We start from the raw sequence: 17,506 nt of genomic DNA, 5'->3' as shown, positions 1-17,506 counted from the left end.
CCTTACATCTCCTCTCCTAAGATATTTACATCTCGCAAGAGTTCTCTTAGATCGGTAGCGTTAGTCGGAATTGTTTCCCCTACTTTTAAAATGTCTGAATGAATTCCTGAATTGTTTCTTACTTTTTGATGATAAGAAAATAGTCTTAATACATCCCTGTCTCTCATACGCTTGGGGTTGATTTCTAAAACCAGCTTTTGAATGGTATGATCAGATGTCACTTCTAATGGATCAATAAAATCGCGCGGAAAATTTCTTACGATACAAGCACGGTTCGCCTCTTGGCTGAGATTAACCTTACATCGTTTTAGAACTTCGGCTGCCCCTCTTTCTTCTAAGCTTAAAGAAGAAGGATCTATTCCTTTTTCTTTTGCTTCGAATACTTTAATCTCTTCGATTGTATCTAAGACAGCCAGACGCATCTTCTCATCAAAGACTCCATTAGAACAATCTTGATTTCTAAAAATAGTAAAATGCAAATGCGCCCCAGTAGATAAGCTCCCGCTATTGCCGGAAAGAGCCATTACTTCTTTATAATTAAAAATGCGTCCCTGTCTACCGAATACTTTTTTTAAATGAGCGTAAAATCCAAAGTAGCCTGCCTTCTTAAAGTAGACTAACAACGATTCGCCGTAAATGGTTTGTTTGGGCACTCCATCCCTTGTTACCCATTCAGGATACACTCGAACCACAAGACAATCTTCTTTATCAGGACATTTCAGCGAAGTTCCAATTCCTAATGGAATATCAAAACCATAATGAATCTTTCCCTTTCGTGGATCGATATTCATAAAATTTAGATCACAACACATATTCGCCGGATCAACCGGAAAATCATCTAGATCATTTATCTTATTACTGCAATATTCATCTTTTTTAATTCTTAATTGGTCTAGTAAGTCTTTTACAGTAACACTTCTAGCATCCGATATATCTTGCTTGGAAAAAATCTCTTCATTTACTGTCTTAGCTTTTTGCAAAGCTTTCTCTGGAGTCAAGAATTCAGTTTGCGTTTTCTTCCCATGCAGTTTGCTGTTTGTCTTCTTTCTTTCTTGAAAAAGACAACCGGGTAAAATTGTAAGAATGAAAATTAGAAGAAAAAACAAAATCGTTTGTTGTATTTTTTTTAAGTTCCAAGAATGCATAGCTTTAGCGATAGGATTGGGATTAAGTTTTATTTGCAATTCGAATCTTTAGACAAGTGGGGCATTTACCATTCGCGCAGGAATCAATAGGATAATTGGATTTTTTTTTAAAAGTTTGAAATTTGAGACCGAATCTATCGAAATCTTACTTTTCAATTTCAATTCACTTGATAACAAAAAAATACATGTATGGGCCCAGAAGGACTCGAACCTTCGACCCGCAGATTATGAGTCTGCCGCTCTAACCAACTGAGCTATAGGCCCTTAGACGTATGCTGCCAGTTTTTTAGGAATTACGGAATTCGCAACTGTTTTATTGGTTTATCTTAAAGATTTGGCTTCTCGACTCTTTCGACTTTAAAAAATATTTCTTCCAAAACTCTTGGTCTGACTTTTCATCAACAGATTCTAGCGATTGAATCAGACAATCTATTTCCTTTCTAAACTCTAATAAAGAATCGTGTATTGAATTTTTATTCGTATTAATAATTGCATTCCACATTTCTGGATTCGAGCCAGCAATTCTAGTCATGTCTCGGAAGCCTCCCCCGGTTATAGGAATAGGAGATTTTTCAGTATAGTATTTTACCTTTTCATTTTGATATGCCCAATTTACTAAAATGGAAGACAATATATGCGGAGTATGCGAAAGATAAGAAAGAATTTCATCATGCTCTGTAGCACTCATCTCTATTGTTATAGATCCAATCATCTTCCAGAAATGAGTCATCTTTTGAATTGCGTCCCTGGAAGTTCCTTTTGGTTCAGTCAAAATACAAAGACGATTTTCATATAAATCAGCTTTTGCGTAACTCATCCCTGATTGTTCGGAGCCAGTCATTGGATGGGACGAATAGTAATTATGCCCTGCTTTAAATTTGGATTCTACTTTATCTATAATGAATTTTTTAGTAGAGCCTAGATCGGTAATAAAGCCTTTATAATTTTCAGGAATCAAATCAATCTTATCGCATGTTAAATCAACCGGTAAGGAAAAAATAACTAAATCATATTCATTCCATGAATTTGATTTTAAAAAATCTTCTTCTAAAAAAATCCTATCCGCAATCTTCTGGCTCATTCCTTCTAAACGACTTTTCTCAGAGCGGACAACGCCAATTACCTCACAGCTAAGTTCTTTCTTTCGAATGGCTAAAGAAAGAGAAGCACCCATTAGCCCCAACCCATAGATTAATATTTTATTAAATGGTGAGTTCAAAGCAAAGGCTCTGTCGCAGGATAAGATCCTAGGATACGTAAGAAGGTTGCTTTCTCTTTTAAATCACCTAAGACTTTACTAATAATTTCATCTTTCTCATGACCGTTGAAATCAATGAAGAAGTTATACTCCCATGAATTTCTTCTTGTCGGTCTAGACTCTACTTTCGTCAAATTAATATTATTCTCAAAGAAAGGTTTCAGTGCAGTGTAAAGTGAGCCGGGCTTATCAGCTACTGAGAATACAATCGAGGTTTTATCATTTCCCGTAGGAAGACACTGAGACTTACCTATGATAAGAAATCTTGTAGTATTGTTCGGCAAATCTTCAATAGACTCACGTACAACATTTAATCCATAAATGTCAGCAGCGATTTTAGAAGCAATTGCTACGCCTTCTTTTTTTTCTGCAACCATCATGGCTGCTTTGGTAGTCGAAGAAGTTTCAATTATTTCCACATTAGGCAAATTAGCAGAAATCCAGTTCTTACATTGTGAATTGGCAATGCGTATTCCGTATAACGTTTTAATCTTTGATAAATCAGTCTCGAATCCTAAAAGATGAATTGAGATTCTCATGTATATTTCAGAATAGATTAATAATTCCGAATTTAGAAACATATCAAGTGTAGAGTTGACAAGACCTTCCGTAGAATTCTCAATCGGGACAACACCATAATCACATTTTCTAGCTTCTACCGCCTTAAAGACTTCAGGAATAGAGGAAAAGGGAGTCGATTTAATAGATGCTCCAAATCTTTCTCTAGTTGCTTGATTGGAAAAAGATCCTTCCGGTCCAAGATAGCCAACATCTAAAGCCTTCTCGATTGCTATAGAGCCTGACATGATTTCGCGGTAAATAGAAATTAATGCTTGATCGGGAAGAGGTCCGAGGTTATTCTTTGTTACCTTCTTATACACATCCTTCTCTCTATCAGGACGAAATATTTCTTCTCCCTTTGCTCTCTTCACTTCGCCAATTTTACTGGCAATAGCAGCTCGTTCTTGAATTTTATTTACAATCTCTGTATCAAGTTCATCTATTCTAGATCGTAAATTTGATAGGTCTTCATTCATCGAATATTTCTTCCTTTTCAGGCTTTAGGTCATCTAAATCTTCAAACTTTAATTCTTTCACTTCGACAGGCATTGGTAAATCAGAAAGTTTATTGAGTCCAAAATGAATTAAAAATTCATTCGTAGTTCCGTATAAGGTAGGTCTACCGGGAACTTCTTTTTGACCTACCGCTTTTACTAACTTTTTAGCAATCAGAGTAGATACCATGTTACGAGAGGATACTCCGCGTATTTCGTCAATCTCAGGAAGAGTAATTGGTTGTTTGTAGGAGATAATGGCTAATGTATCAAGAGTTCCACGAGAAAGTGTCTCTCTTTTTTTTTCTTTAAAAATATTGCCTAAGATTTTATAGTATACTTCGTTGGTTAAGAACTGATAGCCTCCAGCAATTTCTTTTAGTAGAAATCCACCGTTCTTTTCAGAATAATCAAGTATTAGTTCATCGAGTAGTTCTCTGACGAATGCTTTTTCCAGTTTAATTGAATCAGCAAGGCTGGCTAGCTTTACAGGTTCCCCCGAAAGAAAAATCAATGCCTCGATTAAACCCTTGTTATATTCTCTTGTATTTTGATTATTTTCCAATATCAACTGACCAAATATATTTTGATATTTCCAAACATTTTATGTTGCTTAATTCCAACTTTTTTTAATTTAACAATCTCTAAAAGCGCTAGAAAAGAAAAGACGACATCATATGTATCCGGTTCAGTAGAATCAAATATATCAGAAAAATCAATTTCTCTTCTTTTATCTAATAGCTCTTCTATCGTCTTAATTTTTGTATCAATAGAATAATCTTGATCCGCTACTAATAAATTGGGGATTTCTTCATTAACCGCTCTTGTCTCAAGAATATTATTAAATGCAGAAATAAGATCAAGTAAATCTAAATCTAACCAATTTTCATCGGTCGGAAAATCGATTAATATTTGATTTGATTCTCTTCTGAATACTCCTGCACTAATTTCATCTATCTCACCTAACTTTCTGCCCGCCAATTGAAACTTCTTATGTTCTAAAAGTTTTTCTACTAATTCCTTTGGAAGCTTTGTATCCGTTTCAATTTCTTCAAAGCCAGGATTTGGTAATAGCGACTTGGACTTGAGATAAACGAGATTAGCCGCCATTTTGATGAATTCAGTGCTAAGTTCTATGGAGATTGTCTTAGATAGCTTTATGAATTGAATGAAGTCTTCCGTAATTTTAGAAAGCGAAACATCAAAGATATCTACTTTATAACTTTCGATTAGACTCCATAAAAGTGAGAGAGGACCTTCGGAATAACCCCCTTCTGGATTACTCCATCGGATTGTAAATGGAAGAGAATCTTTTTCTTCTTGTGCATCTGTAACTTCCATTGATTCAATTTCTAAATTCCAAGCGCCTTAGCTACCGCCTGCTGTAATCTCTCTGGTGGGAATGGCTTTACTACAAAGTCTTTAACTCCCATCTTAATAGCTTTCGCTAATAAATCTTCTTGACCAAGAGCAGTTACCATAATGACCTTTGCCTTTGGATCCATTTTAATAATTTCTCCGGTAGCAACAATACCATCTTTCTCTCTCATCGTTATATCCATAGTAACAAGATCCGGACGTAAGAGTTTATATTGCTCTATCGCAATATTCCCATTTTCCGCTTCTCCAACAATGGTATGACCTACTGCTGTCAAGGCATCCTTTACTAGGGTTCGCATAAATTTAGCGTCATCCACAACCAAAATCTTGGCCATTTTAATTTCCTCTTTCTTTAATAATACGTATAATATTAGGAACAATTTCCGCCAATGGAAGAACTTGATCAATCCCACCGCCTTCAATCGCCTGCCTGTTCATTCCATAAATCACAGATGTTTTTTCGTCTTGTGCCAATGTAACCCCTCCTACTTCTTTGACTCTTTTTATAGAATCCGCTCCGTCCTTTCCCATACCCGTCATAATTACTCCCACTAATGCATTACCATAACAAGCCCTTAAACTGTCAAATGTTACATCAACTGATGGTCTATGTCCATTTACTAAGGGTCCTTGTTCCAATTCAATAGAAACAGTTTGATCTTTTCTTTGAATTTTCATATGATAATTTCCAGGAGCAATATAGGCAGTGCCCGAAACTACATTTTCCCCATTTTCCGCTTCTTTTACTTTGATCTTACTAAATTCATCCAATCTTTCAGCAAAAGCCTTTGTAAATCCTGCTGGCATATGCTGCACTACAAAAATTGGACGCTGAAAATCCGCCGGTATCTGCTTAAAAAGACTATGTAACGCATTCGGACCACCTGTTGAAGTTCCAATAGCAACAGCTCGAATGGGCACATGTTTCTTTTCTGGAAAATTTCCAACTTTAACTTTTACTCTAGGGGCTTTTCGCTTTACTTCATGATCAAAATAACCTAGTATTTTAGCTTTTAGGATCGAACCAATCTCTTGTAGATCCATTTGCATAGCACTCGAAGGCTTTGGCACAAAATCAATGGCACCTAACTCTAATGCTTGAAACGTTGCTTTCGCTCCATGTTGAGTTAATACAGAAAGCATTATAACTGCAACTCTAATATTTTTTTTACTCAAATTCTCAAGTGCAGTTAAGCCATCCATTACCGGCATCTCTATATCTAGTGTAATTACATCTGGCAAAAGTTTTTCAGCCAACTGAACACATTCTAAACCAGTTTTACCAGTTGCAATTACTTCAATTGTCCCATCCGATTGAAGGAGGTCAGTTAAAATGCTTCGAACTAATGCAGAGTCATCAATTACAATTGCTCTAATTTTTCTGCTAAAATCTACACTATTCAACTGAACTTCCTTTCATTACTTAAGCCAATCTAGATATTAACTTAACTAGCTCATCAAAGTCCGGTAAGAACAATAAGTTTCCAATTAAATTATCACCTTCATAAATAAACTCAGTATTCATGCTTAAGAACTTTGTCTTTTCTGGCTTCACTACATCCAATACTTCTTTGAAATTTCCAGTAACTAGCTCAGGAACAGAAGGCATTATCTGTGCCTTAGCTTTGTTGGAAAGCGAATTCATTACACTTGAGCAAACAATATTAGAAATTTCCATTAAAACAGAAAGAGAATCATCAGAAAGCTTCTTCGCCAAATCCGATGTTTCGTTTTCTTTTAATAACTTGCCTGCTAGTTCTTTTCCGCGTGCTTCCGAGAAAATCATTAAAAGATTTCCGTTTAAATCTCCGTTCATTCTTACTTTCATTCCAAAGAAATGCTCATTTGAATCTCTGACCTCATTTACAAGTTCGTCCTTATCTGTAAGCATAATCTCTGGCATAAACAATTCCACATTCGAGCCAACCAATTGAGATAGAACAAGACCTGCATTCATCATTCCAGTATTAACTACTGATTCTAATTTACGAATTTCTTCCTTGCTGAGCATCTCATTAATCGGTCTATCTGGAATTAGCTGCTCTACTCGCTTCTTTGTTTGGTCAGAAAAACCTTTTAGTAATTCTCTCGCCTTTACATGATCATCTTCTGAAGAGTCTGCTAAATTTTCAATATTCACACTATTACTAACTTGCTTCTGTTCCACATTCATATTTTTCTTTTCCGGGAGATTTGTCTCTGGCACTATTAAATATTGATTTTCCTTTTTAATTTCCTCTGGTTTAGTAGGTTGAACAGGTGTTATTTCCTCAGAAGGAGGCTCGGAAACTTCTGCAACCCGTGTAATTTGCTCCGGCTCATATACAACTTTTTTTCGCTCTGATTTATCTTTCTTCCTCTTAGTTTTATCTACTAATTGTAAACCAAGTAAACTATTATTGAAAAGGTTCGTCGAGCTTTGCGTTTTAAATATCACATTCGATGTATTTACATCGATAGATCTACTCGTATTCAGCCGCATCATTTCTTTGCCTACTAAGTGCGAAGAAGATACAGAAGAAGCTGTCGTTATATCAATGAGTCCACCAATATCTAAGACGAGAATAATAGTCCCATCACCCATGATAGATGCACCGGTTAGACCTTTGATATTTTTATAATTCTTTTCGAGAGTTTTAATTACAGTCTCATGTTTACCGATTAGCTCATCGACAATAAAACCCAACTTTCTAGAATTATAATTTACAATCACTACAGGCGCTTCTTCCATATCAAGCTTATCTGCAAGCCCGATAATTTTATTCAAGCGGTAAATAGGCAACACTTCCCCGCGAAGGTTAATGATCTCATGCCCTTCAAGAGTATTGATTTGATCCTTTTTAATTCGAATGGTCTCAAATACTTCGGACAAAGGAAATGCATAAATCTCTTCTTCCATAGAAACAAGAATCGAAGGGATAATGGCTAACGCTTGCGGAAAACAAAGAGTAAACGATGTTCCAAACCCTTCCGTAGTATTGATTAAAATTTTACCTTTAAAATCCTGAATGAGTTTATTAACAACATTCATTCCAACACCACGTCCGGAAATATCAGTTACTTCAGCAGCAGTAGAAAATCCGGCAGCAAATATGAACTGGTATACTTCGTTGTCTGCTAAATTCTGAGCATCCGAAGCAGAGATTAGATTATTCTCAATCGCTTTTTTCAGAATTCTACTCTTATTAAGTCCTTTTCCATCGTCTTTGATTTCTACCATGATGTTGTTTCCACCTTGGTATGCGTTTAGTTCAACAGTTCCATATTCGGGTTTACCAGCCTTTGCTCGCTCAGCAGGAGTCTCTATTCCATGATCAATAGAATTTCGAATCAGGTGAAGCATCGGCTCCCCAATCATATCAACAACTTTCTTATCTAGTTCTGTGTTCTCTCCCATTAAGTTGAGATGAACTTTCTTTCCTGTCTCCATTGATAAATCTCGAACCAAGCGAGAAAATCTGTTAAATACAGATCCAATCGGAACCATTCGAGTATTCATAATTCCAGATTGTAAATCTTTTGAAATCCGATTGATCTGATCAATTTTACTTTTCAATTCAGAGAAGATAGTATCATCTCCAAAATTACGAACTAAATCATCATAGATTTTTTGGAAGCCCGAATTTGTAATCACAAGCTCGCCCACATTGTTCATGAGTTGATCTAATTTTTCAGAGGAAACTTTTATACTTTTAGTAAGTGCTTTGTCTGATTCCTTTTCTTGAATTGCAGTTCTTTCTCTCTTAGCTTCTTGCGTTATTTTCTCGGTCTTATCTTGCGTTGTAGAAACAGGGGCTTGGATATTTCGAAGCGAAATATCAATGTATTCCACCATGTCCACCATGATGAGTTTGTGAATTTCTTCATCCGAGATTTGCGTAATCAAAATAAAGTTGATAAAATTTTGATCGATTCCTCTTTCAAGAGATTCTACATCAGGAACAGATTTGTAGATAACAGCGTTTAGCTTTAAGTTCTGAAGAATCAGTGTAAACCGTAAGCCTTTCATCGGAGTATCACTCTTAAGAGCTACTCTCACATCATAAGCCTTGGCATTTCTGATTTTTAATTCTTCTTCTAGTTCTCTTAATTCATCTTCCTCTAATTTAAGTGGAACATGAGGGTCTGAACTTAATGACGACGAAGATACATTAGCAACTGTAGTTACAGGCTCAGGGATAACAGCGACTGGTTCTTCCTTTGTTTGAATAGATTGCCTTGCACCAGATGAAATCACTTGACCGCCCTGGGCTTCCTGTGACTTTTCGTAGGATTCAAGCTTTCCAATCATTTCTGAATAGGAATTATCTTTTTTTTCACCTCGACCCACTGCATCAATTACTTCTTTGATTAAGTCAAAGCATTCGAATAAGAGATTCACTAGATTGACATTGATAGATAGTTTACCTTCTCTAATTTTTTGAAGAAGGTTTTCCATCTTATGAGAAAGATCTGAAAGATTGTATAATCCTACGAAAGCAGCAGAGCTCTTTAAAGAGTGAGCTGCGCGAAAAATATCATTTATAATTTCGGGATTGTTATGATCGGTTTCGAGTCGCAGGAGATTAGCATTCAACTCTTCAATCTGGTCTTCCGATTCTTCGAGAAAAATTTCTGTATATTCACCTAAAATGCCGGACAATTTTTCGCTCCTGATTATTCAAAACTGATTAATTTTTTTAATTCTACAATCAATACAATGGTTTCACCGCTTCTACCAACAAAATCAATCATGTTATTAAAAGACGAGGACATATGATTATTGATGCCACTAACGGAACTTTTTACAATTTTTATAACTTGCTTCACTTCTTCAACGACTAAGCCAAAACGCTTTCCATTGTTTTCTAAGACCACAATACGAGTGTTCTTGTTAATTTCAACAAAACCTTGCTCGAACTTTTTCTTTAAGTCAACGATGGGAATAATTTCGCCGCGAAGATTGACGACACCTAAGATATAGTCTTCCACATTCGGAATGCGCGTAATAAAAACCGGGCGCAAAATTTCGTGAACATGCACTAGTTCTATACCAAAAATTTCATTTGAGACAGAAAAAGATAAGAACTGGATTACTTCTTCTGATTGAATTATTTCTGTTTGTTCCATTGAAAATGCAAATCCTTCTAAAGCCTAGGCTTCTTTAATTATCGGTCAAACATTACAGTTAGTCTAGAAAAATAAAACATCTGTATCAGTGATAAGCTCGCCCACTCGAATATCATAATCACTATAGGGAAAATCAATCGAAAAAAGTTCCGAAAAGCCAATTCCTATCATTTTTTTAGGATTTACACTTGCATACGCCCCGTCGTAAAATCCAGCTCCTCTTCCCAATCGAAAACCTTCTTTATGAAACCCGAGTGCGGGAATGATGGAAACATCTGCCTCCTCAGGAATTAGCAAATCATCTCCCACTGGCTCTTGCATTCCATAACTTCCTGTTTTCCATTCTGTCGGTTTTACAAATTCCATAAGCCTTTCTGATTTAGAAATCACACGCGGAAAGTAAAAATCAATTCCTTCCAATTCGAGACTCTTCCAAACCAAATCCAAATCGACTTCCCATTTATCTGCTCGATAACAAATTACTTTTTTGTTTCCAGCTAAACGATTTATCAATTTTCTCCGAATCAAATCTTCTTTTAAATTTCGATCTTTAATTTCTAATATTCTTTTCTTCTGAAAAATTCTAGCCTCTTCTTTTGTCATGGTTTTTCTCCCACATCGAACATCTTCATCGTCCTCCGTTCGCATACTCTCGTTCTAAGCAAGATAGATTTCTCACATAACCATTTCCATCGAGCGCCAAGCTGAATCGTATAACGATGTTCGAAATGACTGCAATAAAACCCATCCGTGTTCATCCGTGTTCATCTGTGGTAAATGCTTTCTGCAGCATCCCTGCTTCTTTTAAAGCAAGCATCGATGCGGTAAATGCCGATTCGACGGAGGGTGTGCCTATTCTATCCTGATTCGCAAAATGGATATTATCCACTGATGCAGATGCTTTCTCAAAAATATTTCGCGAAAACATTCCCTTTCCTGAAAAAATTAACGCATGACCCCATCTAGTTAAGTTGATATCGTAAATGTCTTTAGCGGCAAATCCATATTTGTCTTGCAATTGAGAGATTTCCGTTGTTATCATATCACTCAACTCTGTAAAATATTTTTTTTCTAGTTCAGGACTTGCTGATTTAGATAAAACTTCTGATCTCTTCGTATCAGAGGTATATGGCATGTAGGCGGTAAGAACGGAATACTCTTTTCTTTTTTCAGGGGAAATCGGATAATCAGCCATTACAACATCACTCGCCCAGTTATCATTAGAAGTTAAAAAATAGGAATCATACCAACTTTGCTTGGGACGATTCTTCAAGAGAATATTAGCAACGAAATAAGTCTTATACTTAAGCGAATCCATTGCATTTCTTTGATCAATGGAAATATCTTTTACAATTCTCTTGGCAACAAACTTCTGCGAGGCAATGATTGCCTTTTTAGCTTTGTATTTCGCATAACGATGATTAGAAATATCATAGGAAATAACCTCTACTCCTTCTGAAGTATTCTTTACAGATAGAACAGGATTTGAAGCTTTAAGATTATACTTTCGCTCAATCAATTTCTCTTCCATCACGCGCGCCATAAAACTATTGCCACCGGGATAACAATAAATACTCGTTTCAAATTCGGGACTTAGAAAGTTTAACATTGCGTATCCAGAAAGATCTTCTGCACGGGAAGCAAATGAAGCCCTCGCATAGGCTTGTAAATAGGAAAGCAAGTCTGGAGACAAATTGGCATTAAACTCTCTTCTTAAAATATCAATTAAAGAAAAGTCATCCAGGCTTTCAAATACTTTTCTGGTTAATATCGAATTACCACTAAAGGGAAGTTCAGGAAAAAGAGAGCCTGTGTATTTCTTCATAATTTCGGGAAGCTTTTTTAACTGAACATCATCTATGCCCTGTAGCTTTCGATAAACTCCTTTGGGATGAAAATAAATTTCATCCTCTTCGCCGATTTTTTTCCAGTGCTTATCAAGCCCCAGGGAAATATAAAACTTATAAATCGGATCGGTATTAGAAAGCTCAGTGATATAAGCAGAGCCAATTGAGTATCGAACATCACCCCAAGTTTGCGATTTTGCATTTCCACCAAAGCTTGCCGCCTGCTCTAAGATTAGAACCCTTTCCGCGTTAGACAGGTAACCGGCGGATAATCCGGACAAGCCCCCACCTACAACAATTAAATCAAATTCCGCTTCTGATTTTAAATCCTGAAAGTCTTTCTCATCAATTTTCCAGAGAAGCTTATGGGCTGTAGAAAAATTATCACCAGTAAACTTTCCCGCGTATTCATTTCTGGGTAGACCAAATAACGGATTGCATTTCCCTGAAAGAGCAGCCATAGAGAAAGCCATAGCACTTAGACTTAAAAAATTTTTACGATTCACCGAATAATCCCTTGACTTAGACTAAAAACACAGAAAAGTTCCTTAGGTCAATGTTTATATACGGGCTAAGTTGTTTTAGTCACGAGTTTTACATTGAATAGAATCTCTAAAAAAAGAGTAACCCTATGAACACTAGCGCATTTGTAACAACTATTCGTCTCAAAATAGAAGAAAACCAATACAAAACCTATTTTTTCTTATTCGCCTTCTGCCTATTAACCACATCGATTAGTCTAGAAAAAATAATCGGAAATCTACTCGCTGAACGATTAGAGATAGAGCGCAAAAAGGAATATGTAAAAGGAATAGACGCTTCCTTCCAAGAAACCTGGAAATTACATCTGAGCCAGGTCAGAAGCTATGCCTACTGGCCTGATGTCTGGGATTTAATCAAAACAAAGAAAAATGACAAAGCCTATCTAAATTTCCAACTCGATCCAAGCATTGATAAACAATTTGATTTCTTCGCAATCTACTTAAATCCAAACGAAGATTTTATAACCAAATGGAGCGAAGGCTCCGGACAAAAGAGAATGCCCGAAAGAAAACTAATCGCTCATCTATTTAGCCTGCAAAGTGGAAAAGAAGGTGTAAGTAATAATATCATATTCTTCAATGAAAAACACTACCTCGTCACAACTACGTGTTTAGCGGATAATCATGGTAAACCAATGATTGACGGAATAATGATATTTGCCAATGAACTAGACAATTTTATCGCCACCACAAGCACCCTATTCCCTTTACAAATAGAAATCATGGAAGGCGAAGAAATTCCTCTCAATATCTACGACTCTTATAGCCTGGCAAAACTAATCATTCCGGGAACTAAGAAAATCACATTAGTCTACAAGCCGAACATACTAAGGATTAACCTCATCCGCCCTTATCTAATTATCCTGCTCGGAATTTTTTCTACCATCTCACTTGCTTTATTTGCATGGATATTGTATAAGTTTAAGAACCCTTACGGGGATTGAATTAAACTTTTATAAACAATCTGCATAGTCCTTGCAGGCTATGCAGGCGGTATTGCGCTCCGTTGGAGCTTTTATTTTTCCAGGCAAATATTTCTGTTGTTGTCGAATTCTACCTATCCCCAACTTTTCCGTTATTGCCGAATTCTTTACGCTTAAAACCCCTTTCCTAAGAGGAAAGATGTGACTAATTAGTATTTGCCGAAAGTATTCTACTACTTGCAAATTCTAAACTAAAAAGTCCTCTTTCCGTTTATTATAAACGAGATTAATAAAGAGTCACCCCTGCCTTGTGAAGTCTTGGGGGGTAATTTCGGTTAGATGAAACAAATACGATTCGGTTGGTTTGGTATTATTTCTCCTCAAACCCCACCTTCACAGGACGATAGAACTGATCGAGGTCAACACGCATTAGACGCTTCTCAGCAGGACCGCGGGGGTTAAAGAAGAGTAGCTTGTAGGAAGCAGACTCAAGCTTTTCGTTTTCGCCAAACTTTTCTTCCGTGAGAGTGTATTTTTCTTTTTAGATTCGAATTCTTTTTTGAGGTCTTCTAGTTTTTGGTTGAGAGATTTTTTTTCGGATTCGTCTTTGGGGTCTTTGCTGTATCTTGTCTTTACAAAACGTGCTTCCGTTTCATTGATTTGTGGCTTATAATGACTCACCGCGCCTGCGAAAACATCCGATCTATAATCAAAACTGTTTTTATAACTAGGAACCAACTCTCCTCCTTTTCTTTCATATTTTGCTTCTAGAATTTTATTATTTTTTTTGTCATACTTATATTCTGTTTTCTCAACAAGAACTTCTTTTCCTTCTTTCGTTTCATAGAATTCTTCTAAAGTCTTGTTATCTCTTTCGTCGTATTTATATTCAGATCTCTTAACAAGAATTTCCTTTCCTTCTTTCGTTTCATAATATGCATATAAAACCTTGTTGTTACCATTACCAAATTTATATTCTGTCTTCCAAATAAGAACTTCTTTGCCTTCTTTGTTTACGTAGTATGCATATAATCATGTTATTTCTCTCGTCGTATTTATATTCGGATTTCATAACGAGAACTTCTTTTCCTTCTTTCTTTTCATATATTGCACCCAAAATCATGTTATTTCTCTCATCGTATTGAAATTCTTCCTTGCTATTAAGAACTTCTTTTCCGTCTTTATTCTCATACATTGCACGCAGAATCATGTTATTTCTCTCGTCGTATTTATATTCTTCCTTGCTATTAAGAATTTCCTTTCCTTCTTCCATTTCATAGTCTACGAATAAAATCTTCTTATTTATCCCGTCATATTTATATTCTTTTTTACTGACGGAGACTTCTTTTCCGCCTTTGATTTCATAATATACAGATAAAGTCTTATTATTATTCTCGTCGTATTGATACTCTTCTTTACTTACAGGAACTTCTTTTGCATCTTTCGTTTCGTAGTAAGCAAATAGAATCATGTTATTTTTTTCATCATATTTATACTCATATTTTCGAACTTCTTTTCCGTCTTTATTTTGGTATCTTTTACGTAGAATAATGTTTTTTTTTTCGTCACATTTATATTCTTCTTTCCAAACAAGATATTCTTTTCCTTCTTTCGTTTCGTAGTAAGCCAATAAAATCATATTATTTCTTTCATCATATTTATATTCTTCTTTCCAAACAAGAAATTCTTTTTCCTTTTTCGTTTCGTATCCTGCATCTAAAGTTTTGCTTCCAAAGGGATTATAAGTTTGTGATTTCTTTTCTACCGATAACCATTTACTATTTATGGAATAATAATGCCTATTCGCTTCCACCTGATAAGCACCCGTATAATAAATATTAGTCCTAAACACATCCCGCTTATCCTCAATTGGCTTGCCATTGATTCCAAAGTGTTCTATCTTCAACGCACAGCCGTAAGGCTCTATTAGAATTCCTTTATCTTTTCGATGATACATGCATTCGTTTAAAAGCGGAGTTCCATCTTTATAGTATTCTAAATACGTATATCTATATTCATGCACTCCGTTTCCATCGGAGACTGGTGTTGGCTCTTTGGTATTTGGATCTACGTATTCACCGAAATTCTTTTTGGAAATAATATTTCCCTCTTCATCGTGCGAATACACTACCTTAGCCACTCCGTTTTCTAGGTGTCGTCTCTCGTCATCGGGGCGGTAGTTTTCTTCGGAGACTAGGAAGCCTTTTGTGTTGAAGGTTCTTAGCTTTTTATAAATCTTTTTTTCATCTCCAGCGGGTTTTCCTTCTTTGTCTGTGTGGATTTCTTCGGCGAGACAGAGTCTGTATTTTCCTAGTTTCCATTCTGTTCTGGATTGTTCTTTGTTTGGGTCTTCGTCTCCTTCTTCGTCTTTTGCAAAGAGTTGGGATTCATAGAATCGGATGCAGTCTGGATTGTAGGAATAAGTATATGTGGCTACTCCCCATTTGTCGCCAACGAGTTTGCTGTCTTTGTCATAGAAAAGTTTTTTAGTCAGTCTCCCCTGTTCGTCGTAGATAGAATGTATCCTTGCATAGCCGGACTTATTGTTCGCATACTCGCCGTTCTTTCCATACCAGTTTTCGGAGATTGGATTTCCTTTTGATTTATAGACGGCAGTATAACGGGCAAATCCGTCTTTGTCGATGAGCTTTTTGTCTTTGTCGTAGGTTTCTTCGAGTGTCTTTTCTCCGTTGAAATCCCAGGCTCTTACGACTGTCGCTACTCCGTCTATTTCTAATAATTGTCCTTTGTTATCAAAGTATTCCTGTAAGATATTGTTTCCGTTGAAATCAAAGATTTGGCGTTCGTATCGGATTTTGTTGGTCGTAGTATCTTGGGGTTGCGTTATCGTATGGACGGGTTGCATCATCGTAGGGACTTGATTAATCAAGTCCTTACGATGAGCAACCGTATTACCGACATCATACACCCCACGATATTCCCAGCCTTTGTCGGGGATGAGCTTTGTGCCAAATTGGAATACTTCTTGGTTTTCTAGATTGAATTGTTTGGCTTCGAATTTTTTTAATTCGCCTTTGTTGTCGTTTTCGAATGCGTATTTCATTTTGTGGACACCGTTAAGGCTATCGGGATAGAACTGGTCGCGTTGTTTGTCTTTTGCGAAAAAGCGTAGGTCTTCTCGTTTTCCTTTTTCGTTGTAGACTAGTTTGCCATTTACCTCTCGCTCTCTTACTTCATCAAAATAAACCGGTTTGTCAATTCTCTGCTCTCCTACAATCGGTCTGTGGTAGGTAATCAGGATTTCCCCCTTCTTACCACGATCAAACGTCAGATTGTAAAGTTTTGGCTCTGCGGCTAATTCTGATTCTTTCTTACGAAGTTCGTAGTAGTGTTTGAACCGGTCTTCGATATAACGCGAAAGATTTTCTTCGGTGATGTATTCTTCTTGGTTTTCGTCTTGGACTCCACCGTTAAATGCTTTCTTTAGAAAATGAGTAAAGATTCCACTTTTAAAATCTTCATCTTCTAAGCTACTCACCTCAGGAGCAGCACCGATTAACATCGTTATACCTTCGGCTTCAAGAACTCGTCTAGGCAATTCCCCTTCTCTTAAAAAGTTAGCTTTACGAATGATTTCTTTCTCTTCTTCTATCTTGGCATCTTTAGAAGAAGCAGTCTTCGCATTCTTTGCTTCCTTCGTGCTCTTCGTGTCCTTCCCCCCATCACTTTCGTTAATTCCTAATTCTTTTTTCCCCGCATCTTTTGCTGGAGCTACATCAGCTTCTTCCTCTTCGGGCAAAGGACTACGACAAGCATCAATCAAGAACACAACCTTTTTAACCTTAGCCGCATCGACTCCCATCTTCTTAAGAGAAATTCCATTTAAGGGAACTGGAATTTTAACTTCTTCCTTTCCGACTTTCTTCTTTTCAAACTTCACATCTACATCTTTCGGTGCAATGTAGTTCTCTCCACCCTCCCCTTCTATAAATCCATGTCCTGAATAATAGAAGAGTAGCATATCTGGATTATCCGCTAAAACTTCTTTGTAAGTCGATTCGATATTGGCTTTGGTTGGTTTGATTGTGGGATTGTTTTTACTGCTATAAGAATCTGTCTTTGGATCATAGGTGGTAATAATCTTTCCACTATCGTTTAACTTTATCAGCTTGTCATACTTACCTGTTCTTAGAAGCAAGTCTTCAATTGCTTCGCTGTCGCCTACCGCATATTTCAGCGAAGTCGTCGCCTTATAACTGTTAATCCCTACAAGGAAAGCGATGCGG

General features: G+C 36.5%; 13 protein-coding genes and 1 tRNA gene. 1 reads left to right on the top strand and 13 read right to left on the bottom strand.

Annotation, left to right across the window (positions count from 1 at the left end):
* Positions 1-2: 2 nt before the first annotated feature.
* From IPH52_10155 to IPH52_10100, 12 genes are all read right to left on the bottom strand, one after another.
* Positions 3-1,184, bottom strand: coding sequence for a hypothetical protein (locus IPH52_10155; protein ID MBK7055401.1), 1,182 nt, complete (start codon positions 1,182-1,184; stop codon positions 3-5).
* Between the two features lie 151 nt (positions 1,185-1,335).
* Positions 1,336-1,409 (bottom strand) — tRNA-Ile (locus tag IPH52_10150).
* Between the two features lie 49 nt (positions 1,410-1,458).
* A complete protein-coding gene (locus tag IPH52_10145; protein ID MBK7055400.1) occupies positions 1,459-2,364 on the bottom strand; it encodes a prephenate dehydrogenase in 906 nt (301 codons plus the stop codon).
* A complete protein-coding gene (gene pheA / locus IPH52_10140; protein ID MBK7055399.1) occupies positions 2,361-3,440 on the bottom strand; it encodes a prephenate dehydratase in 1,080 nt (359 codons plus the stop codon). Before pheA ends, IPH52_10145 begins: the two co-directional genes overlap by 4 nt.
* Entirely contained in the window at positions 3,433-4,023 is a 591-nt protein-coding gene (gene scpB / locus IPH52_10135; GenBank protein ID MBK7055398.1) for an SMC-Scp complex subunit ScpB, read from the bottom strand. The genes pheA and scpB overlap by 8 nt, the downstream gene beginning before the upstream one ends.
* Positions 4,024-4,025: 2 nt before the next feature.
* Complete coding sequence (locus tag IPH52_10130; protein ID MBK7055397.1) at positions 4,026-4,799, bottom strand: segregation/condensation protein A; 774 nt, start codon at positions 4,797-4,799, stop codon at positions 4,026-4,028.
* A gap of 11 nt (positions 4,800-4,810) precedes the next feature.
* Entirely contained in the window at positions 4,811-5,173 is a 363-nt protein-coding gene (locus tag IPH52_10125) for a response regulator (GenBank protein MBK7055396.1), read from the bottom strand.
* A gap of 1 nt (position 5,174) precedes the next feature.
* Positions 5,175-6,242, bottom strand: a complete 1,068-nt coding sequence (locus IPH52_10120; GenBank protein ID MBK7055395.1) for a chemotaxis response regulator protein-glutamate methylesterase — start codon at positions 6,240-6,242, stop codon at positions 5,175-5,177.
* A gap of 19 nt (positions 6,243-6,261) precedes the next feature.
* Positions 6,262-9,480, bottom strand: a complete 3,219-nt coding sequence (locus IPH52_10115; GenBank protein ID MBK7055394.1) for a chemotaxis protein CheW — start codon at positions 9,478-9,480, stop codon at positions 6,262-6,264.
* Between the two features lie 14 nt (positions 9,481-9,494).
* Complete coding sequence (locus IPH52_10110; GenBank protein MBK7055393.1) at positions 9,495-9,947, bottom strand: purine-binding chemotaxis protein CheW; 453 nt, start codon at positions 9,945-9,947, stop codon at positions 9,495-9,497.
* Between the two features lie 63 nt (positions 9,948-10,010).
* Positions 10,011-10,550, bottom strand: a complete 540-nt coding sequence (locus IPH52_10105; GenBank protein MBK7055392.1) for a 5-formyltetrahydrofolate cyclo-ligase — start codon at positions 10,548-10,550, stop codon at positions 10,011-10,013.
* 151 nt (positions 10,551-10,701) lie between these two features.
* Complete coding sequence (locus tag IPH52_10100; protein MBK7055391.1) at positions 10,702-12,300, bottom strand: FAD-dependent oxidoreductase; 1,599 nt, start codon at positions 12,298-12,300, stop codon at positions 10,702-10,704.
* A 125-nt stretch (positions 12,301-12,425) separates the two neighbouring features.
* Here IPH52_10100 and IPH52_10095 point away from each other — a divergent pair, with 125 nt between their 5' ends.
* Positions 12,426-13,280: a hypothetical protein gene (locus tag IPH52_10095; GenBank protein MBK7055390.1), complete on the top strand. Its 855-nt coding sequence runs from the start codon at positions 12,426-12,428 to the stop codon at positions 13,278-13,280.
* Between the two features lie 949 nt (positions 13,281-14,229).
* Here IPH52_10095 and IPH52_10090 read toward each other — a convergent pair.
* Entirely contained in the window at positions 14,230-17,502 is a 3,273-nt protein-coding gene (locus IPH52_10090; GenBank protein ID MBK7055389.1) for a caspase family protein, read from the bottom strand.
* Positions 17,503-17,506: the final 4 nt, after the last annotated feature.

It is taken from the genome of Leptospiraceae bacterium, from assembly GCA_016708435.1.
In the GTDB taxonomy this organism is placed as follows: Bacteria; Spirochaetota; Leptospiria; order Leptospirales; family Leptospiraceae; genus UBA2033.
Note: the sequence above shows the minus strand (reverse complement) of the source record. Positions and strands in the feature narration are given on the sequence as shown.

Excerpts from the sequence above, each read along its gene's own strand:
- pheA (MBK7055399.1), bottom strand. The coding sequence starts at position 3,440 with ATGAATGAAGACCTATCAAATTTACGATCTAGAATAGATGAACTTGAT.
- IPH52_10125 (MBK7055396.1), bottom strand. The coding sequence starts at position 5,173 with ATGGCCAAGATTTTGGTTGTGGATGACGCTAAATTTATGCGAACCCTA.
- IPH52_10095 (MBK7055390.1), top strand. The coding sequence starts at position 12,426 with ATGAACACTAGCGCATTTGTAACAACTATTCGTCTCAAAATAGAAGAA.
- IPH52_10105 (MBK7055392.1), bottom strand. The coding sequence starts at position 10,550 with ATGACAAAAGAAGAGGCTAGAATTTTTCAGAAGAAAAGAATATTAGAA.
- IPH52_10110 (MBK7055393.1), bottom strand. The coding sequence starts at position 9,947 with ATGGAACAAACAGAAATAATTCAATCAGAAGAAGTAATCCAGTTCTTA.
- IPH52_10130 (MBK7055397.1), bottom strand. The coding sequence starts at position 4,799 with ATGGAAGTTACAGATGCACAAGAAGAAAAAGATTCTCTTCCATTTACA.